The sequence below is a fragment of the Candidatus Marivariicella sp. genome (genome assembly GCF_983056325.1).
This window is the reverse complement of sequence record NZ_CEZOWA010000009.1, coordinates 12,243-31,851: the sequence shown is the minus strand read 5'-3', so window position 1 is coordinate 31,851 and position 19,609 is coordinate 12,243. Positions and strand designations below refer to the sequence as shown.

Below are 19,609 nucleotides of genomic sequence, written 5' to 3'. Positions count from 1 at the left end.
ATCATTTTTACAAATAAAATGAGCATAAACAACTAATAAAGATGGTTGTAAATCACAATTAATCTGGTATATTTAGATCATGAACACAAAATTTATTGAACTTAAATGGAAACAATTTTCAAGAGCGCCTCAGTTTGGTGCAAAATTAGGGGTTAAAGTTTTGATAGGTTTTTTTATAATATATTTTTCATTAGCAGCTATTTTTTTTAGCGGAATTTCTGTTTTTCTACTAGAAAAAGAATTTCCTGATCAATCCCCTTTATCAATTGTAAACAGCTATCTATTATATTATTTTGTTTTGGGATTTGTATTCAGATATTTTTTTCAATCTCTTCCATCGACCGAAATACAACAGCTATTAATAACTCCAATAACTAAAAAAAAAATAATTCTAAATACAATACTAAAGTCTACTTTTTCAATTTATAATTCTTCACCAATATTTTGGTTTTTACCATTTGCAATCGTTTTTATTTTTTCAGGAGGTCCAGGGGATGAAGTCGAATTTTCAAGAAGAAGCATTTTTGGTGCTTTTTCTTGGTGGGTTTGCCTACAAATGATTACATGGATATTGAATAATTTAGTTTTTCTAGTCAATAAAAATAGTTCAATTTTAAAAATAATTATAGTCACTGTAGTTTCTTTATATAGTCTTCAGAGATTTGACTATTTTGATATTTTCTCATTTTTTGGATTATTTCTTGACAAAGTTTACAGTGACCCTATTTGGATTTTCATTGTTATTTCAATTCTAATATTATCGTATTACTTATTATTTAATTTTTTAATTAAACAGTGCTATCTGGATAAGGCTCTCTCAAAAGGAAAAGAAAAATTAATAGGGAAAAATCTTTCATTTTTAGATCGTTTTGGTTCATTAGGAGTCTTAATTAAAAACGATATAAGACTGATTTTAAGAAATGTCAGAGCAAAACAAGTAATACTAATGTCTTTTTTCTTTTTGTTTTATGGAATTATATTTTTCACCCCTTCCTTCTATAATGAAACTGGGACATTATTAGTTTTTGCATCTATTTTTATAACAGGAGGCTTCATGATGACCTTTGGACAATATGTGCCTTCTTGGGATAGTGAATACTATTCACTTTTAATGACACAAAATCTTTCTTACAGAAAATATTTAGAATCCAAACTAGTATTAATGATTACAGCAACAGTTATAGCAACGATTTTATCCCTGCCATACCTTTATTATGGATTAAAAATATATAGCATGATAGTAGCAGGAGCTTTTTTTAATATGGGACTGGGTGGATATATAACTCTCTTGTCCGGAGTGCTAAATAAAAGTCCAATCAAATTAAATATAAAAGCAAAAGCTTTTGAAAACACACAGGCTTACAGTTTAACCCAGTTTCTTTTTGTTCTCCCTAAAATGGGCCTTCCAGTTTTAATATATTGGTTAGGAAAAACAATGTTCAGTGAACAAGTCGGCATCTTACTAATTGGACTATCTGGACTTTTGGCATTTTTTTTACATAGTTTTATAATCAATCAAATTGAAAAAGTATATAAAAAGCAGAAATACAAAACACTAGAAGCTTATAACACAAATAACTAAAATGATTAAAATTGAAAATTTAACAAAAACATACTCTGGTGATCAAGTACTAAATATTTCAAGTCTTGGTATCTCCAAAGGATCCTGTTTTGGACTTGTCGGAAATAATGGAGCTGGAAAAACAACTCTTTTTAGTTTGCTTTTAGACTTGATAGAACCAACTTCAGGAGAGATATTAAACCAAGGCATTGAAGTTTCCAAAGATGAATCGTGGAAGGAAAAAACCAGCGCTTTTATTGACAGTACATTTATAATTAGCTATCTGACTCCTGAAGAATACTTTGAATTCATAGCTGAATTAAGAGGTGTTAATAAGGAAGCTTTAAAATCGTGGCTGGAAAAGTTTTCGGATTTTTTTAAAGATGAAGTTTTAAGCCAAAAAAAATATATTAGAGACTTATCCAAAGGAAATCAAAAAAAAGTTGGGATTGCATCCTCACTAATTGGTTCACCTGAGCTGGTAATTCTTGATGAACCTTTCTCAAACTTAGATCCTAGCTCACAAATTCTACTTAAAAAATTAATTCAAAATCTCTCAAAGAACAATAAAACTACTTTTTTAATTTCTAGTCATGACTTAAGTCATGTTACTGAGGTGTGTAATCGAATAGTTTTACTTGAAAAAGGAAAAATCATTAAAGACATCGAGACCAATAAAGAGACACTTAAACAGCTTGAAGACTATTTTACTCTTTAAATCTCTCCTTTAATTTATAATAAAAGGTAGTTTATTCAGTTATTATAAAAAACGTATTTTGAAACATCTAGGAAGGATATTTTATTTTATTATTATTATTTTCCTTCTATTGGCGGCATGCTCTACCCAAAAAAATCGATTTCTTAATCGACAGTACCATAGCCTAAACACCAAATATAATGTTGTATTTAACGGAAACGAATCACTTTCGGTCGGACAAGATATTTTAAATGCAACCATAGAGGATGATTTTTTTAAAATAATTAAAACAGATCCTATTCTTTTAAAAGGAGAACGTTTTGACGACAATACTATTGTTCCGGGATTTAATAGGGCGGAAGAAAAAGCAGTTAAAGCTATTCAAAAACACTCAATGAGTATTGAGGGGGCTCAAAAAAATTCAAATATTGATGAAGCATACCTCCTATTAGGAAAGGCAAGGTATTACGATAGAAGATTTTTCCCCGCAATAGAGGCATTTAACTTTCTACTTGACAATAGCACTGATGAGTCGGTATATATTGAAGGGAGAATTTGGAGGGAAAAAACGAACATTAGATTACAAAACAATCAAGTAGCAATAAACAACCTTAGGCCGCTAGCAAGACAACTTATTAGCAAAAACAAGTTTTATAGTCAATCAAATGCGACGTTGTCCCAGGCTTTCATTAATCTGAGGGAAATTGATTCAGCAAGTTATTACATGGTTAGAGCGGCAAATCACGAGAAAAACTTAACACAAAAAGTAAGGTACGCATATATTGCTGCGCAGCTTTTTGAAAGAAAAGGCTCAAAAGAGATGGCCCTTTATTATTATAATTCAATAGTTGAATTAAATTGGCAAGTACAAAGAAAGTTTTGGATTAATTCAAAAATTAATTCATTAAGACTTTCCAATGAAAATCAAGAGATTCCATTTGTTCAGGAAATAGAAAAGTTATTAAAAGTCTATGAAAATAAAATGTTTTCTCATAGCTTAAATAGGGCTATTGGGAATTACTATTCTTTAAAAGGTAACGACAGCCTAGTCATGGTATACTTTAAAAAGTCTCTTCAAAGTAAAGGAATTGACAATCCTACCCGAAAAGTTAACTATAGGGATATGGCAAATCTTAATTTTAAAAATAAAAAATATGGCCTTACAGGAAACTACTTAGACAGTTTGATACCTCTATTAGCCTCAGAAAGTATCACTAAAATTAAAACTCAAAGAGAGCGAGACAATCTTTCGGATGTCATTTTTTATGAAAATCAATTCCAAAAAACAGACAGCTTATTAAGTCTTTTAAGCTTAAATAAGGCAGATCAAATTAGTTATTTTAGAGAATTTCTGATAAACAAAAGAAACTCAGAGCTCGACAAGATTAAATTACTTAGTCAACAAAAAAAAAGAAAATCGTTTTTAAAAAGAAAACCCAAAGCATCATTTTATTTTTACAATCCAAGTTTAGCTCTTAAAGGGAAACAAAACTTCACTTCAACATGGGGAAAAAGACCAAATATTGACAACTGGAGAAACAAAGTTCAGGCCCAATTTAAAAACACCTCTAATTTGCAGGACAAAAAAAGCAAAGAGTTTAAAGTTGCAAAAATCGAGATTGAGTCTGTTGAGTTTTATTTAAATCAAATACCAAAATCTCCTGGCATAAAAGATAGTTTAATAAATCAAAATCATCAAGCAGCATTGAAGCTTGGCCTTATATACAAAGAGAAATATAAGGATAAGAAATTGTCTATTAAAAACTTGAAATATGTAACAGAAAAGAGCACATCTTCTGTCTTCGCTTCCCCCGCACTATACCACTTGTATAAGGTTTATTTTGAGGATTCTAATAAATTGGCAAATGATTATAAAATCAAATTAATTAATCAATATCCAGAATCAATTTATTCCAAGGTTCTTATTGATCCAGAAAACTACATACAAGGAGAACTAAAAACTCCTAAGTCATTATATTTGAAGGTATTAAACACATACTTAGAAGGAAAATACTCGGAGGCACTTACGATGATAGAAAATATAAAGGTATTATTAGCAGCTTCAAAATGGGAGCCCAAAGTGTTGCTAATAAGGGCTCAAGCACTAGGAAGATTAAAAGGAAAAAATATTTTAAAATTAGAGCTGGAAGAAATCATCAAAGATTTCCCAAATTCTAAAATAGCCATTAAAGCAAAATCAGATTTAGATAATATCAACATTAGCTTTCAAAAACAAACTAAAACGCTAGTAGAGTTTAAGTGGATACTTCCATATGAGATAGATTCAAAATTTGACCATAATAGATTAATAAAAATTTTAAACACTAATATTGATCAACTTAAAACAAGAAAATGGAAGTTAACAAATGATATTTATAACGCTGACTACCAATTTATTGTAATTCATGGCATAAAATCTAAGCTCGAAATAGACAGCGTAAGGAAAACATTACCTCAGAGCGCATTAAAACTATTAGATTCAAATAATTTTGTAGCTTTATCCTCTAAATATCGCAAAATTTTTATAGAAAAATTGTGGCCAGTAGCAAATTAAAAGTATTATGAAAAACTCAGACATTAACGGTCAATACAGTAGAATAGAAAAGAGTACAAAATTTAAAGGAGATATAGTATCTGAAGCTGATTTTAGGATTGATGGTGTTTTAGAGGGTACAATTAAAACCCTAGGTAAGATTATAGTTGGAAAAGAAGGAAAGGTTAATGGTAATTTAGATTGTGAAACTGCTGATGTAGAGGGTGAAATCAAGGGCTCATTAAAAGTTAAAAATATACTTTTTTTAAAAGCAACAAGTAATATTGAGGGAGAGGTTCTTATCGGCAAGCTTATTGTTGAATCAGGAGCAACCTTTAACGCTAACTGTTCAATGAAATCTCAAGAAAATAAACAGGTTAAGCCACTTTCTGAATTCTCAAAAAATCATGAAAAAACAGCATAATAGGCTGCTTGTCTTTTCTGGCCTTGCCTTTCAAATAGGGGTGTTAATGTATCTAATGATCCGTTTTGGTTTATGGATTGAATCGAAGTTTTTATTTGAAAACAAACTGCCCACTATTTTATCATCATCACTGGGATTAATTATAATAATATATTTAATACAAAAACAAAGTAAGAATCTTAATTTATAGATCTAAATGCTCAGAGTTTCTCTAAAATTCTTTTTTACACTCTCTCTCTTTTTACTGCCTCTTTTTTCCTTTCATATATTGATTATTTATTATTTTTTTGACCTCTTTTGGTCAGAAAATATTATAATATCCTATATTTTTAATTTGATCCTAGCGCAAGTAATATATTCAGGCACTTATTTTTTCTCTAAATCAATTAGTTTAAGTTCAATTCTATTTTATTGCATTGGAACGGTTTTAAAATTTATTTTATTTTTACTTTTTCTATATCCAAAATTTACTTTTGATGGTATAATTTCTAAAACAGAACTTTCAGCTTTTTTCATTCCCTATTTCACATGCTTATTAATTGAAACTTACGAGCTTTCAAAGTTTTTAAACTCAAAAGAATAACAGCAGATATCTAAAATTAAAATATATGATAAAAGTGCTTTAATATTTTTTGCGAATGACTTACATTTGCAATGCGCAAAAAACAAATAAATTTTTACGCTAAATATGCTAAAATATATATATCAGATAAGTTTTTCCTTACTGCTCTTTGGAGTTTATCCATTATTCGCTAACGATCTCAAAGACACTTCGTCCAAAACGGGAGATCAAAAATCAGAAATAAAAGAGTATATCCTTCATCATCTTCAGGATTCACACGATTTCAACTTACTTTCTTATACTAATAATGAAGGAAAAAAAATTCATTTTGGAATTCCGCTTCCAGTCATTTTATGGGATCATGGTTTTAAAATATTTTCTTCTTCAAAGTTACATCATGGTGAAAGTGTCGCGGAGGTGGGTGAAAACTTCTACAAGCTAGAACACAATAAAATATATAAAACGGACTCAAAAGGATTCATTCAATATGACGAGTCTAACCATCCAGTAAATATTGCCCCCTTAGACCTCTCTCTTACAAAAGGAGTAGTGAGCATAATGTTCACCTCTTTATTTATGTTTTTTTTATTCAAGAGACTTGCAGATTCATATAAAAAAAACAATCTTGTTGCTACAGGAGCCGGAAGGTTCTTTGAGCCTATAGTATTGTATGTTAGAGATGAAATAGCAATTCCTAACATTGGAGAAAAACACTACAGAAATTACATGAGCTATTTGCTCACTCTGTTTTTCTTTGTTTGGTTTTTGAATATTCTGGGATTAACACCATTAGGAATTAATGTAACAGGAAATATTGCTGTAACATTCTGTTTAGCATTAATAACCTTTCTAATAACCAATTTGACAGCAAAAAAAGTTTACTGGAAACATATTTTTTGGATGCCAGGAGTTCCATTACCAATGAAAATTGCGCTTGCACCCATAGAGTTGTTGGGGGTCATGATTAAGCCATTTGCTTTAATGATCCGTCTTTATGCAAATATTTCTGCAGGACACATTGTTTTAATGAGTCTTATATCCTTAATTTTTGTTTTCAGAACTTGGCTAGGATCAAGCCTATCTTTTATCTTAGCTTTTTCAATCTCTATTATTGAGATTTTAGTGGCAGTATTACAAGCGTATATTTTTACAGTATTATCAGCATTGTATTTTGGTTTTGCAGTAGAGGAACACGATCATGAAGACAATGATTATTAAATTTTTTAGTTTAACTTAATGTATAATTTTAAATAAATAGTAAATATGGAAATTCCAGCAATAGTAGGAGCGGGTTTAGTAGTAATAGGAGTAGGTATCGGTATCGGAAACATCGGTAAAGGTGCGATGGAGGCGATAGGTCGCCAGCCAGAAGCTACGGGAAAAATTCAAACGGTAATGTTAATAGCGGCTGCTCTTGTTGAGGGCATAGGATTCGCTGCATTATTTGCAGTATAACAAGAATGTTATAAAAACACTTACGAAAAAGTACCAAAATGGATAAATTAATAAACGAGTTTTCTTTTGGATTGTTTTTTTGGCAACTTCTTATTTTTGTAGGATTAGTTCTGTTACTGAAAAAGTTTGCTTGGAAACCGATTTTAGATTCGGTAAATGAGAGAGAATCTTCTATCAAAGAAGCACTTTCTTCAGCAGACAACGCCAGAAAAGAAATGGAATCTTTAAACGAAGACAACCAAAAAATAATTAAAAAAGCAAGATCCGAAAGAGAGGCTTTGCTCAAAGAAGCTAGAAACACGAGTCAAAAAATAATTGATGAAGCTAGGATAGAGGCTAAAAGTTCTGCAGAACATTTAATTAAGCAGGCTCATGAGTCGATTGAAAGTGAAAAAAGAGCAGCTATTCAGGAGCTTAAGACCCAAGTTGCCGACATAGCTATTCAAATGGCTGAAAAAGTTCTTCATTCTGAACTAGAGGATAAGGATAAGCAAAATAAATTAATTGAGCGATTGCTTAAAGAAACTAAACTTTAGAAATTGATGAAGGTAAACAGGGCAGCAATTCGATATTCAAAAGCCTCTCTAGCGCATGCGTTTGACAAAAACAAAGCAAAGGAAGTAGAGCAAGATTTTAAGGATATTCTTTTGACTGTTTCCAATTCTAAAGAATTGAGAAGTTTATTGTCTAACCCGGTACTACCGAATCAATTAAAATTCAAAACAATAATTGATATTTTTCATTCAATTAATGATGAGACAAAATCGATAATATCTCTTTTATCAGAAAACAGAAGACTCCATTTGTTATCAGCGGTAGCAGAAAATTATATATCAAGATATCAAAAATCTCAAGGAAAAATTACTGCTGTGGTTATTTCGGCTATTTCACTTAACGAATCAACAATAAAGCAAGTTTTAAATAAAGTAAAACAAATGACTGATTTTCAAGTTCAATTAAAAAATGTAATTGATCCTTCAATAGTTGGAGGTTTTATTTTAAATGTTGGAGACTTACAATTCAATGCAAGTGTAACTAATCAATTAAAGGCATTAAGTAATAAATTAACAAAATCAGAAGTATAGTTAAATAAAATATTATGGCAGAAGTTAAACCAGCTGAAGTATCGGCAATTTTAAAAAATCAACTAGCAGGATACAATTCCGCACTAGACTTAAATGAAATAGGCACAGTGCTTGAGGTAGGAGATGGAATTGCTCGAGTATTTGGACTAACTAACGCTCAGTATGGGGAATTAGTTTCCTTTGACAGTGGCCTTGAGGGAATGGTACTTAATCTAGAGGAGGATAATGTAGGTATTGTTTTATTAGGACCTTCAAAAGAAATAAAGGAGGGAGACACAGTCAAAAGAACTCAAAGAATTGCTTCAATAAAAGTTGGGGAAGAAATAGTTGGAAGAGTTGTTAACACCTTAGGTAGCCCCATTGACGGAAAAGGTGCTATAAATGGTGATCTATACGACATGCCTCTTGAAAGAAAAGCGCCTGGAGTTATATACCGACAACCAGTTAATGAGCCAATGCAAACAGGAATAAAGTCTATTGATGCAATGATACCTGTTGGAAGAGGGCAAAGAGAGCTTGTAATTGGTGACAGACAGACAGGAAAAACAACGGTCTGTATTGATACGATTCTTAACCAAAAAGAATTTTTTGATGCTGGAGAGCCAGTTTATTGTATATATGTTGCGATCGGACAAAAAGCTTCAACTGTAGCCGGGATAGCCAGAGTCTTAGAAGAAAAAGGAGCTTTAGCATATACCACTATAGTTGCCGCAAATGCATCTGACCCGGCCCCAATGCAAGTCTATGCTCCTTTTGCTGGGGCAGCAATTGGAGAATATTTTAGAGATACGGGAAGGCCAGCTTTGATAATCTATGATGACTTATCAAAGCAAGCAGTTGCCTATAGGGAGGTTTCATTGTTACTAAGAAGGCCGCCGGGAAGGGAAGCATATCCTGGAGATGTATTTTATCTTCACTCTCGATTACTTGAAAGAGCAGCAAAAGTAATATCAGACAATAGTATTGCCTCTGAAATGAATGATCTTCCAGATTCTCTCAAATCCAAGGTTAAAGGGGGTGGCTCGTTAACTGCTCTTCCTATAATAGAAACTCAAGCGGGGGATGTTTCAGCATATATCCCTACGAATGTTATTTCTATTACTGATGGCCAGATTTTTCTAGAATCTGATCTTTTTAACTCAGGGGTAAGACCTGCAATTAACGTCGGAATTTCAGTTTCAAGAGTGGGTGGATCCGCTCAAATTAAGTCAATGAAAAAAGTTGCGGGAACATTGAAGCTTGATCAAGCCCAATTCAGAGAACTAGAGGCTTTTGCAAAATTTGGATCTGATTTAGATTCCGCCACATTGAATGTAATCGAAAAAGGTAAAAGAAATGTTGAAATATTAAAACAAGCCCAAAATGATCCCTTCAAAGTTGAGGAACAAGTTGCCATAATATATGCAGGATCTAAAAACCTTTTAAGGTCTGTTCCTGTTGAAAAAGTTAAAGATTTTGAAGTTTCTTATTTAGAGCATTTGAAAAAAAACCATCCCGAGGTCTTATCTCAATTAAAATTAGGTAAACTTTCAGATCAAACTATTGATGTTTTAAATGAAACTGCACAAACTATATCGGGGCAATATTAAAAACATTCAATGGCTAATTTAAAGGAAATAAGAAATAGAATTTCATCAGTATCTTCAACGATGCAAATAACAAGTGCCATGAAAATGGTTTCCGCTGCAAAATTAAAAAAAGCAACAGACGCCATTTCTCAAATGAGACCGTATTCAGACAAATTAACCGAACTTATTCAAAATTTAAGTTCATCTTTTGAAAGTGGAGACAGAGACAACCCATATGTTAAAATAAGACCAGTTAATAAGATTTTAGTTGTTGCAATAACATCCAATAGGGGACTTTGTGGGGGCTTCAATTCTAATATAATTAAAGCGGTAAACGAAATTTATAAGAAAAATCCAGAAAAGAAAATTGATATTTTATCAATTGGTAAAAAAGGAACAGACTTATTGTCAAAAAAATATGATGTAATCAGTTCTCATGATAATGTCTTTGATAATCTTAATTATGAAAATGCCTCATCAATAGCAGATTTAATAATGCAAGATTTTTCTGATGAGAAATATGATTCCATTGTACTCATATACAATCGTTTTAAAAACGCTGCTACTCAAATTATTACAAAGGAGTCATATTTACCAATAGTCCCTGAATACAATTCTGACAACAATAAGAAAAGTATTGATTACATATATGAGCCTTCACAAGAGAAGATAGTTAATGAATTACTTCCAAAAGCACTAAAAACCCAACTACTAAAATCCCTAAAAGATTCTTTTGCAAGTGAACATGGAGCCCGAATGACAGCTATGCACAAGGCAACGGATAATGCAGAAGAACTAAGAGACCAGCTTAAGCTTTCATACAACCAAGCACGACAAGCTTCAATAACTAATGAAATACTTGAAATTGTTGGCGGAGCTGAAGCATTAAATAGTTAGAAAATTAGATTCAAACTTTACTAACTTCAAATTAAAATTAGCATTTAATTAGGGCCTGATAAATACGGCTTTTTGTATTTTTATAAAAAACAAAGTATGCCCAAAGTAGCAATTATTAATAATAGCCCATTTGAATTACCCAAGTATGAAACCACTTCCTCCGCAGGAGTTGATCTTAGAGCAGTTTTGACTAGCGAAGTGAAACTTGCTTCACTTGAAAGAAAAGTCATAGGTACCGGAATTAAAATAGCTTTACCAAAAGGTTATGAAGCTCAAGTTAGGTCAAGAAGCGGCTTATCAGCCAAACATGGAATTACAGTTCTCAATTCTCCAGGGACAATTGACGCTGATTATCGTGGAGAGATTGGTGTCATTTTGGTAAATATTTCTTCAGAAAGTTACATTATTAATCCTGGAGATAGAATAGCACAGCTTGTTTTTGCTAAGGTTGAACAGGTCAAATGGGATTTAAAAGAAAGTTTAGATATCACATCAAGAGGCGTTGGAGGCTTTGGAAGTACAGGAAAATAGAAAATAAAAATAAAAAACTTGAAAATAATTGTACCAATGGCGGGGAGAGGGTCAAGACTTAGACCACACAGCCTTACAGTTCCAAAGCCCATGTTACCAGTTGCAGGCTCTCCAATAGTTCACCAACTAATTTCTACAATATCAAAATCTGTAAAATCTCAAATTGAAGAAGTAATATTTATTTTAGGAGATCCTGCATTTTTTGGAAAAGAAATTGAAGAGAGTCTAAAAAATGCAGCCACAAGAATCGGAGCAAAAGCAAAGATATATAGGCAGCTAGAACCCTTAGGAACCGGACATGCCGTTATGTGTGGTTCTCAATCACTTCAAGGACCGGCCTTTGTTGCATTTGCAGACACCCTAATAAGAGCAGATTTAGAGATAAACCCTGAGGTTGACGGTATGATCTGGGTAAAGAAAGTTAAAAACCCGGAAGCATACGGTGTGTTAGAATTGAACAGTAAAAACCATGTTAAAAGCCTAATCGAGAAACCAAAATCATACGTTTCTGACCTCGCGGCTATAGGAATTTATTATTTCAAAAATATTGAAATATTGAAAGCTAAACTACAAAAGTCTTTAGATATTAAAAATAAACTCTACCAAGAATACCAAATAAATGATGGTATAACATCAATGATAAATGAAGGTTACATTATTACATGTGGCAATGTTGATCATTGGATGGATTGCGGAAATCCACAAATAACAATTGAAACTAATACTCAAATGCTGGAGATCTTAAATAGAGAAAATGTTAATTTGATTTCTTCAGATGTAAAACTCAAAAACTCAAAAATAGTACCACCTTGTTATATAGGAAAAGGAGTTGAGATTATTGACTCAAAAATTGGTCCTGGAGTTTCAATTGGGGAAAACACTCGAGTGGAAAGTAGTGAAATTAGTCATTCACTAATCCAAAACAATTCGCTAATTCAAAACGCCAAATTAGTAAAATCCATGATTGGTAATAACGTGCACTTAAATCATAACTACAAATCGGTATCATTAGGAGACTATTCTCAACTTAAATAATATGGATCAGAGATATATAAAACAAGTACTAATATTCTTCATCTTTTCATCTTTAATATTAAATAGCTGTAAGTCTTTGAAGGTTTTGCCAAACAAAGCACCTATTAAAAATATTAAAACCAAAGAGCTTACAAAGACCCTACACTCATCGCTACCTAATCTATCGTTATTAAGGTCAAGATTAAAAGTAACTTTTGACGACGGAAAGAGAAGCCAGCAATTAGTTGTAAATCTTAGAATGGAAAAAGATAAGGCTATTTGGCTGAGCGCTACTATGCTTATTCCTATTGCTAAAATTTTGATAACTCCAAACACTATTTCTTTTTATGAGAAGTTTCAAAAAAACTTTTATGAGGGAGATTTTTCTCTAATTAAAGAGTATTTGGGAGTTGATTTAGGTTATGAAAACCTTGAGAACCTATTGGTTGGGAGACCGGTAATAGATATTAGAAAAGGAAAATGGGAACAGATTAAAAACCCCAACTCATATGTTATTTCTCCTAGATCTGAAAACAAGATATTAAGGCCTATCTTTTTCTTTGATCCTTCTACTTTTCTTTTAAAGGAACAGAGGTTTGTTTTTCAAGGCACGAATAAATCATTGATAATTTATTATGATGATTTTCAAAAAGTTGATGGTAATCTAATTCCAAGTAAAATTTCTTTACTATTAATGAACAACAACAATAACATTCAAATCACATTAGAATATACTAGAGTAGAAATACCAGTCAACTTAACCTTTCCTTTTAAAACTCCTGAAGGATATTCACCAATCAGATTTTAATGAAAAACGTAATTGTTTTATTATTATTATTTAACCTTAGTGTGTTCTCTCAAAATGAGTCAAGTGTAAAACAAATTAAACTTGAAAAACAACGAGTTAAACTGAGGGAAGAAATAAAACAAATAAATAATTTATTATTTAAAAACAAAACTCAAAAGAAATTAACACTTTCTGAAGTTGAGAATATTCAACTTAGAATATCAGTAAGAAAGCAGCTGATTAGAGTCAATAACGAACAAGCAAATTTTTTAAATAATAGAATAAATTTAAATCAAAAAGAAATTGATAAATATCGGAAGGAATTAAAAAAACTAAAACAAGAATATGCACAGATGGTTCAAAATTCGTATAAAAGTAAATCGATGCAAAATAGACTAATGTTTATTTTTTCATCAGAGAGTTTACTTCAGGCATATAAAAGACTTGACTACCTCAAACAATACAATAAGTATCGAAAAAAACAAGGTGAAAAAATCACAAATCAAACCTTAAACCTTCAGGAACTAAACAAAGATTTAATAAATAAGAAAAATAAAAGACAAGAGTTAGTCTCAGAAAATAAGACTATAACCAGGAGCTTGATTGGAGAGGAACTAAATAAAGAAAAGATTTTGAAATCTCTTAAAAAAAAGTCTAGAAGTTTTGAGACTCAAATTAATAAAAGACAAGTTCAAGCAAATTTAATTGATTTAGAAATTGAAAAGCTTATTAGAGAAGCAATTGCCCTTTCTAATAAAAAGGCTGGGAAAAAAACCTCAAACTTTTTTTCATTAACTCCTGAAGCAAAAATATTAGCAGAAAATTTTAAATTGAATAAAGGCAGTCTTCCCTGGCCAGTTATAAAGGGATTAGTGATTCAGCGTTATGGGACTCAGCCCCACCCCGTTGTTAAAACGACCAAAATCAAGAGTAGCGGAATCAGTATAGCAACAGAGTCAAAAACCAACGCAAGAGTAGTTTTTGACGGAGAGGTTATGTCTATACTGTCTTTTAAAAACAGCAATCCAACAATTTTAATAAAACATGGAAATTACATAACAGCCTATAAAAATCTTTCAAAAGTTTTTGTAAAAAAAGGTCAGAAAGTTTCTTCAAAAGAGGAATTAGGAGAAATATTTACAAATAATGAAACTGGAAAAACAATTTTACAGTTTAGCATTTTTAAAGGGATGAAGCCAGAAAACCCAGCATTCTGGTTATATAAATAAATTATTTTTCAATAAGATACCAAGCATCTTTTTTTAATGTGTATTTTAAAAAATATAACAACTTTATTGCCTCACTTTTTGACTCGAAACGCCCATATGCAACCCTAAACATTCCTTTCGGATTAATTTCGGCAAGTGCGGCTTTATAGCCCTCTCTTTTCAATTTTTCAATTTTCCTTTTTGCATACTTTTTATTTCTAAATGTACCGGCTATTATGCTGTAGCGAGGGTTTTTTATTTCAGGAACAATCTTTTTTTTAACTACACTTACAGAAAGTGATACACTATTTAGTTTTCCTAAATCAAATGTTGCAGACTGAATATTATTTATAATCACATCTTGAGCAACTTCTTGATTTAATAGTTTTTGATTAGACACATATTGATCTCCAAAATAAAGAGAGGTGGTGGATAATACCAAAGTAATTAAGCCTACAGCAGCATATCTATAAAAAGAATTGTGTGCAATTACTTTTTTACTTTGGGGCATAAAGACTATTTTTTTGGATGACAAAAATGGTTTTTTACTAAAAGAACTTAAGCCAAAAACAGAACTATCAAAATTTAATTTACCATAAGGATTAAACTCGATTCTTTTGTCTTGATTGAGAATTAACTTACCAAGACTGTCTAGATGTATCGCTTGGGTGTTCAGCTTTTTTCTCCACACACCAGCTTCTTTTTCAATTAAGCGAATCGCACTTTCATAGCTTATTTTTTGTTTTTTTGCAAAATAATTAGCTAGAACACCATCATTACTAGTCAGTAAGCTATTAAATGTTATCTCTTTTCGAGAAGGAATAAACTCCCCTGAAATAGTGTTAACCTCAAAGCCATAGGACCTTGTCAAAAAAGCACCAAATCCTGGAACAGTTACGCATTCGTATTTAAATAATAAATCTCTTATATATAGTTCTAGGATCATATATCAAAAATAACAAATTTATTTTCTCGTCCTAGAATTTAAAGACGGATTTAATAACCGATTTTATTTCTTACACGTAATAATACTTTATCTGCAACACTCTTGGCTTTTTCAGCCCCTTTTTTAAGGGCAAAGTACACCTCATTGGGGTTAGAATTGTAGTATTTAAATTTTTCTCTTTCAACTTTAAACTTTTTGAGTATTAAATCGTAAAGTATAGTTTTTGCAGTACCGTAACCCATGCCACCAGACAAATAATTATTTTTCAACTCAGTTATTTCATAAGGACTACTTAGTAATGAATACAATTTAAAAACAGTACAGTTATCAGGGTTTTTTGGGTCTTCTACCAACGCACTATCAGTTGAAATACTCATAATTTGCTTTCTTAAATCTTTATCAGAGAGAAAAATGTTTATTGTGTTATTTTTAGATTTACTCATTTTATTACCATCAATACCAGGAACATATTGACTTTCTTCTTGTAAGACAGGATTAGGCAGAATAAACGTATCACCCATAAGATTGTTAAATCTAGAGGCTACGCTTCTAGTCATTTCCAAATGCTGTAATTGATCTTTACCAACAGGAACTAATTCTGCGTCATATAATAAAATATCAGCGGCCATTAGCATTGGATAATTAAACAAACCAGCGTTTATATCAGACATATTTTCAGACTTATCCTTGAAAGAGTGAGCTAAAGTGAGTCTTTGGTAAGGAAAAAAACAAGATAAATACCAAGATAATTCAGTTACTTGACTAATATCACTTTGTCTGTAAAAAAATGTTTTATCTGGATTTAATCCGCACGCCAACCAAGCAGCAGCCGTGGCAAAAGTATTATCTCTGAGCTCTTTCCCGTTTTTGACCTGAGTAAGTGAGTGTAGATCTGCTATAAATAAAAATGATTCATTTTCAACTTTTTCAGCAAGCTCAACAGCTGGTATTACAGCTCCTAAAAGATTTCCTAAATGAGGAATGCCAGTTGATTGTACACCAGTTAATATTCTTGACATATTTTTAAAATATTAAAGCAAAGATAAATTTTTTATTAAGAGCTTTAGTTTATTTTAAAGGAACCCTTTGTATATTCGGGACTTTATGAATTTCACATGAAACTATTGGGGCGTATTTTGTTGATTTTTTGGAGATTATGGTTTTACATTCTATGCTCGATTCCTGTAATATTAATTTTCCCAATATCCCCCCTAATTTTTATCTTACCTAATGGTTATGACATCGTTTATTGGTACGCAAGAAACGTCTGGGCATCTTTTGTTTTGATTGGGATGGGATTTCATATCAAGAAAACCAATTATTCAAACCTTGAAAAAGATAAATCATATTTATTTGTGGCTAATCATTCAAGTTATATTGACCCTATGATTATGCTTAGACTTTTTAAAAAACCTTTTGTTTTCGTTGGGAAAAAAGAATTAGATGGTATTCCAATTTTTGGATATTTGTATAGGCGGGCCGCAATCATGGTTGATAGAAGTGATAAAGTTAGTCGATTTGCAGTTTATGGTCAGGCAAGTGAAAAATTAAAAAAAGGGTATAGTGTTTGTATATTTCCAGAAAAACAATACACAGTTGAAACAGATCTTTTAAGTAGTTTTAAACATGGAGCATTTAAACTTGCCATTAAACACAGGCTTCCTATTGTTCCAATCGTATTTTATGATTGTAAAAGAAAATTCCCGTGGTATACAACTCATGGTTATCCTGGACAACTCAGGGCAAAAATTTTTAAACCAATCCCTACTTCAGAACTTGAAGAAAAAGATTTTGAAAAAGTGATGAATGAAACTAGAAGCTTCATTGAAGGCAAATTAATTAATGATCCAAATCAGTCCGCAATAGAAGCGATCGAAGTCTGGAAAAAAGTAACAAATCACCCGAAATAGCCTAGGCGTTTATAGCTTTTATTGATTCCATTATTTTTGTTTCAAGCTCATCCATTAAGTCTGGATTTTCAGTTAAAAGAGTTTTTACAGAATCTCTACCTTGACCCAGTCTTGTTTCACCATAACTAAACCAGGATCCACTTTTATTAATTATTTCATAGTTTACGCCAAGATCTATTATCTCACCAATCTTTGAAATTCCTTCCCCATAAAGAATATCAAATTCAGTTGTTTTAAATGGGGGGGCAACTTTGTTTTTAACAACCTTTACCCTTGTTTTATTCCCCATAACAACTGCATCTCCATTTTTAATCTGAGTTGACCTTCTAATGTCAAGCCTAACTGATGCATAAAATTTTAATGCATTACCTCCAGTAGTTGTTTCTGGATTTCCAAACATTACACCTATTTTTTCTCTCAATTGATTTATAAAAAAAACAGTACAATTAGTTTTGCTTATTGAAGCTGTCAGCTTTCTTAATGCTTGAGACATTAGCCTTGCATGAAGCCCCATTTTAGAATCTCCCATTTCTCCTTCTATTTCACTTTTTGGAGTTAGAGCAGCTACAGAATCAATTACAACAATATCTATAGCTCCAGACCTAATTAAGTTATCAGCAATTTCAAGAGCTTGTTCTCCATGATCTGGCTGAGAAATTATCAATTCATCAATATCAATTCCTAATTTTTCAGCGTAAGATCGATCAAACGCATGTTCAGCATCAATAAAAGCAGCAATACCTCCTTTTTTTTGGCATTCAGCGATAGCATGAAGCGTTAGGGTTGTTTTTCCTGACGATTCGGGGCCATAAATTTCTACAACTCTTCCACGAGGATAACCCCCAACTCCTAGTGCAATATCAAGACCTAACGACCCTGAGGAAATTGCCTCTGTTTCAACTACTACTTGATCACCAAGCTTCATAACAGTCCCTTTCCCATAAGTTTTATCTAACTTATCTAATGTTAATTGTAAAGCTTTAATTTTTGCTGAGTTATCTTCTGACATTTGTTTAGTTTTTAGCTAAAGTAATATTTCTTTTAGTCTAGGTCAAGTAGCTATAAAAGTGATTATTAACAAAATTTTATTAAGTTTAATACTATGAAAAAAACAAATTTACTTTTAGCTTTTTTATTCTTCACAATCTCTTTGCAGTCTCAAAACATATTAGACTTAAAAGATCAGGCCTCTGTTATTGATAAAATACAAGAAGATCGAATAGAAAACTTATTGCCCATTTTAATGGAAAGACACAACATTGATATGTGGGTTTTAATAACAAGAGAATATAACGAAGATCCAATTGTTAAGACTTTTTTACCTCCAACATGGTTAAATGCGAGAAGACGAACTATTATTGTCTTTTCATTAAAAGACGGAGTTTTCAAATCAGCTGCAATTACAAGATATCCATTTGGAAAACTTATTCCTTCGGTTTGGGACAAAGAAAAAGAGCCTAGCCAATGGAAAGCTTTATCAAAATATATAAAATCTCAAAACCCAAAAAGAATCGCAGTTAATACCTCTGAAAATTATGCATTAGCTGATGGACTCGTTCGTACTGACTTTGATAAATTAATAAACGTATTGCCAAAAAACTTAGCTAATAAAATAATTTCCTCTGAGCAATTAGCCGTCTCTTGGATTGAAACAAGAACTAAAAGAGAAATGGTTATATATAATCAATTAGTCTTAATCACTCATAACATTATAAAGGAAGCATTTTCAACACAAGTAATTACTCCAGGGATCACAACTACGGATGATGTTGTTTGGTGGCTTCGAGAAAAAGTAAGAAGTATGGGCTTATCTACTTGGTTTCACCCAACAGTTGATGTTCAAAGAAATGAATCAAGCGACATGTATTCTTTTGATGGCAAATCAAAATTTGACACAATCCTTCCAGGAGACCTACTTCATTGTGACTTTGGCATAACGTATTTAACACTAAACACTGACTGTCAGGAGCTCGCATATGTCCTCAGAAGAGGAGAGAAAACTGCTCCTCAAGCTCTACAAGAAGCCCTAAAAGATGGAAATGCAGTCCAAGACTATTTAACAAACAACTTTGTTGAAGGTAACACTGGAAATCAAACTCTTAAAAAAGCTTTAAATGAAGCTTCGACCGCAGGCTATAAGCCTCAAATTTATACTCATCCTTTAGGTCTTTTTGGACATTCCGCGGGCACAACTTTTGGAATGTGGGATGCTCAAAACGGAATACCAGGCTCAGGTGAGCGTCCATTGCAACCAGAAACAGTTTATGCTATTGAATTAAATACAAAAGTTTATGTAAAAGAATGGAAAAAAGAAGTTAGGATTATGCTTGAAGAAGCTGGATATTTTGGTTCAAGGGGTTTTAGATATGTAAACGGAAGGCAGACTGAGCTCATTTTGATTGGAGAAAAAGATAATAATATAGAATAAGAT

Annotated in this window: 19 protein-coding genes; 16 read left to right on the top strand and 3 right to left on the bottom strand. The window is 31.8% G+C overall.

Translation table 11 applies throughout. The features are described 5' to 3' along the window. Positions 1-79: 79 nt before the first annotated feature. The 14 genes from AC3ATN_RS04290 to AC3ATN_RS04225 all read left to right on the top strand — a co-directional run bounded on the left by AC3ATN_RS04290 (position 80) and on the right by AC3ATN_RS04225 (position 14,343). Entirely contained in the window at positions 80-1,582 is a 1,503-nt protein-coding gene (locus tag AC3ATN_RS04290) for a DUF5687 family protein (RefSeq protein WP_487531999.1), read from the top strand. Position 1,583: 1 nt separating this feature from the next. Next, positions 1,584-2,279, top strand: a complete 696-nt coding sequence (locus AC3ATN_RS04285; RefSeq protein WP_487531998.1) for an ABC transporter ATP-binding protein — start codon at positions 1,584-1,586, stop codon at positions 2,277-2,279. 58 nt (positions 2,280-2,337) lie between these two features. Continuing rightward, positions 2,338-4,812 carry a type IX secretion system periplasmic lipoprotein PorW/SprE gene (porW, locus tag AC3ATN_RS04280; protein WP_487531997.1) on the top strand — a complete coding sequence of 825 codons (2,475 nt, stop codon included), beginning with the start codon at positions 2,338-2,340 and terminating at the stop codon, positions 4,810-4,812. Between the two features lie 7 nt (positions 4,813-4,819). Continuing rightward, positions 4,820-5,215: a bactofilin family protein gene (locus AC3ATN_RS04275; protein WP_487531996.1), complete on the top strand. Its 396-nt coding sequence runs from the start codon at positions 4,820-4,822 to the stop codon at positions 5,213-5,215. A 688-nt stretch (positions 5,216-5,903) separates the two neighbouring features. After that, positions 5,904-6,995, top strand: coding sequence for a F0F1 ATP synthase subunit A (gene atpB / locus AC3ATN_RS04270; protein ID WP_487531995.1), 1,092 nt, complete (start codon positions 5,904-5,906; stop codon positions 6,993-6,995). Positions 6,996-7,040: 45 nt separating this feature from the next. Then, positions 7,041-7,232: a hypothetical protein gene (locus tag AC3ATN_RS04265; RefSeq protein WP_487531994.1), complete on the top strand. Its 192-nt coding sequence runs from the start codon at positions 7,041-7,043 to the stop codon at positions 7,230-7,232. Between the two features lie 38 nt (positions 7,233-7,270). Then, positions 7,271-7,768 (top strand): F0F1 ATP synthase subunit B, encoded by a 498-nt coding sequence (locus tag AC3ATN_RS04260; protein WP_487531993.1) that lies wholly within the window; start codon positions 7,271-7,273, stop codon positions 7,766-7,768. A gap of 6 nt (positions 7,769-7,774) precedes the next feature. Next, positions 7,775-8,317 carry an ATP synthase F1 subunit delta gene (atpH, locus tag AC3ATN_RS04255; RefSeq protein WP_487531992.1) on the top strand — a complete coding sequence of 181 codons (543 nt, stop codon included), beginning with the start codon at positions 7,775-7,777 and terminating at the stop codon, positions 8,315-8,317. 14 nt (positions 8,318-8,331) lie between these two features. After that, positions 8,332-9,906 (top strand): F0F1 ATP synthase subunit alpha, encoded by a 1,575-nt coding sequence (gene atpA, locus AC3ATN_RS04250; RefSeq protein WP_487531991.1) that lies wholly within the window; start codon positions 8,332-8,334, stop codon positions 9,904-9,906. A gap of 9 nt (positions 9,907-9,915) precedes the next feature. Continuing rightward, positions 9,916-10,782 (top strand): ATP synthase F1 subunit gamma, encoded by an 867-nt coding sequence (gene atpG, locus AC3ATN_RS04245; protein ID WP_487531990.1) that lies wholly within the window; start codon positions 9,916-9,918, stop codon positions 10,780-10,782. A gap of 96 nt (positions 10,783-10,878) precedes the next feature. Continuing rightward, entirely contained in the window at positions 10,879-11,313 is a 435-nt protein-coding gene (gene dut, locus AC3ATN_RS04240) for a dUTP diphosphatase (RefSeq protein WP_487531989.1), read from the top strand. An 18-nt stretch (positions 11,314-11,331) separates the two neighbouring features. Beyond that, positions 11,332-12,348, top strand: a complete 1,017-nt coding sequence (locus AC3ATN_RS04235; RefSeq protein ID WP_487531988.1) for a sugar phosphate nucleotidyltransferase — start codon at positions 11,332-11,334, stop codon at positions 12,346-12,348. 1 nt (position 12,349) lies between these two features. Then, complete coding sequence (lolB1, locus tag AC3ATN_RS04230; RefSeq protein WP_487531987.1) at positions 12,350-13,135, top strand: lipoprotein insertase outer membrane protein LolB1; 786 nt, start codon at positions 12,350-12,352, stop codon at positions 13,133-13,135. Then, entirely contained in the window at positions 13,135-14,343 is a 1,209-nt protein-coding gene (locus tag AC3ATN_RS04225) for a murein hydrolase activator EnvC family protein (RefSeq protein ID WP_487531986.1), read from the top strand. Before lolB1 ends, AC3ATN_RS04225 begins: the two co-directional genes overlap by 1 nt. A 1-nt stretch (position 14,344) precedes the next feature. On the opposite strand, the gene AC3ATN_RS04220 is transcribed toward AC3ATN_RS04225, so the two are convergent. Then, a complete protein-coding gene (locus AC3ATN_RS04220; RefSeq protein WP_487531985.1) occupies positions 14,345-15,268 on the bottom strand; it encodes an HU domain-containing protein in 924 nt (307 codons plus the stop codon). Between the two features lie 50 nt (positions 15,269-15,318). Continuing rightward, positions 15,319-16,287 carry a tryptophan--tRNA ligase gene (gene trpS, locus AC3ATN_RS04215; protein ID WP_487531984.1) on the bottom strand — a complete coding sequence of 323 codons (969 nt, stop codon included), beginning with the start codon at positions 16,285-16,287 and terminating at the stop codon, positions 15,319-15,321. Between the two features lie 96 nt (positions 16,288-16,383). Between trpS and AC3ATN_RS04210 the strand changes: the two genes are divergently transcribed. Beyond that, positions 16,384-17,178 (top strand): lysophospholipid acyltransferase family protein, encoded by a 795-nt coding sequence (locus tag AC3ATN_RS04210; protein ID WP_487531983.1) that lies wholly within the window; start codon positions 16,384-16,386, stop codon positions 17,176-17,178. Position 17,179: 1 nt separating this feature from the next. Here AC3ATN_RS04210 and recA read toward each other — a convergent pair whose 3' ends face one another. Then, positions 17,180-18,187, bottom strand: a complete 1,008-nt coding sequence (recA, locus tag AC3ATN_RS04205; protein WP_487531982.1) for a recombinase RecA — start codon at positions 18,185-18,187, stop codon at positions 17,180-17,182. 93 nt (positions 18,188-18,280) lie between these two features. Between recA and AC3ATN_RS04200 the strand changes: the two genes are divergently transcribed. Continuing rightward, positions 18,281-19,606, top strand: coding sequence for a M24 family metallopeptidase (locus AC3ATN_RS04200; protein ID WP_487531981.1), 1,326 nt, complete (start codon positions 18,281-18,283; stop codon positions 19,604-19,606). Positions 19,607-19,609: the final 3 nt, after the last annotated feature.

What these genes read in the sequence shown, in the direction of transcription:
- AC3ATN_RS04290 (WP_487531999.1), top strand. Translation starts at nt 80, where the DNA reads ATGAACACAAAATTTATTGAACTTAAATGGAAACAATTTTCAAGAGCG.
- AC3ATN_RS04285 (WP_487531998.1), top strand. Translation starts at nt 1,584, where the DNA reads ATGATTAAAATTGAAAATTTAACAAAAACATACTCTGGTGATCAAGTA.
- AC3ATN_RS04275 (WP_487531996.1), top strand. Translation starts at nt 4,820, where the DNA reads ATGAAAAACTCAGACATTAACGGTCAATACAGTAGAATAGAAAAGAGT.
- atpB (WP_487531995.1), top strand. Translation starts at nt 5,904, where the DNA reads ATGCTAAAATATATATATCAGATAAGTTTTTCCTTACTGCTCTTTGGA.
- AC3ATN_RS04265 (WP_487531994.1), top strand. Translation starts at nt 7,041, where the DNA reads ATGGAAATTCCAGCAATAGTAGGAGCGGGTTTAGTAGTAATAGGAGTA.
- AC3ATN_RS04260 (WP_487531993.1), top strand. Translation starts at nt 7,271, where the DNA reads ATGGATAAATTAATAAACGAGTTTTCTTTTGGATTGTTTTTTTGGCAA.
- atpH (WP_487531992.1), top strand. Translation starts at nt 7,775, where the DNA reads ATGAAGGTAAACAGGGCAGCAATTCGATATTCAAAAGCCTCTCTAGCG.
- atpA (WP_487531991.1), top strand. Translation starts at nt 8,332, where the DNA reads ATGGCAGAAGTTAAACCAGCTGAAGTATCGGCAATTTTAAAAAATCAA.
- atpG (WP_487531990.1), top strand. Translation starts at nt 9,916, where the DNA reads ATGGCTAATTTAAAGGAAATAAGAAATAGAATTTCATCAGTATCTTCA.
- dut (WP_487531989.1), top strand. Translation starts at nt 10,879, where the DNA reads ATGCCCAAAGTAGCAATTATTAATAATAGCCCATTTGAATTACCCAAG.
- lolB1 (WP_487531987.1), top strand. Translation starts at nt 12,350, where the DNA reads ATGGATCAGAGATATATAAAACAAGTACTAATATTCTTCATCTTTTCA.
- AC3ATN_RS04225 (WP_487531986.1), top strand. Translation starts at nt 13,135, where the DNA reads ATGAAAAACGTAATTGTTTTATTATTATTATTTAACCTTAGTGTGTTC.
- AC3ATN_RS04220 (WP_487531985.1), bottom strand. Translation starts at nt 15,268, where the DNA reads ATGATCCTAGAACTATATATAAGAGATTTATTATTTAAATACGAATGC.
- trpS (WP_487531984.1), bottom strand. Translation starts at nt 16,287, where the DNA reads ATGTCAAGAATATTAACTGGTGTACAATCAACTGGCATTCCTCATTTA.
- AC3ATN_RS04210 (WP_487531983.1), top strand. Translation starts at nt 16,384, where the DNA reads ATGAAACTATTGGGGCGTATTTTGTTGATTTTTTGGAGATTATGGTTT.
- recA (WP_487531982.1), bottom strand. Translation starts at nt 18,187, where the DNA reads ATGTCAGAAGATAACTCAGCAAAAATTAAAGCTTTACAATTAACATTA.
- AC3ATN_RS04200 (WP_487531981.1), top strand. Translation starts at nt 18,281, where the DNA reads ATGAAAAAAACAAATTTACTTTTAGCTTTTTTATTCTTCACAATCTCT.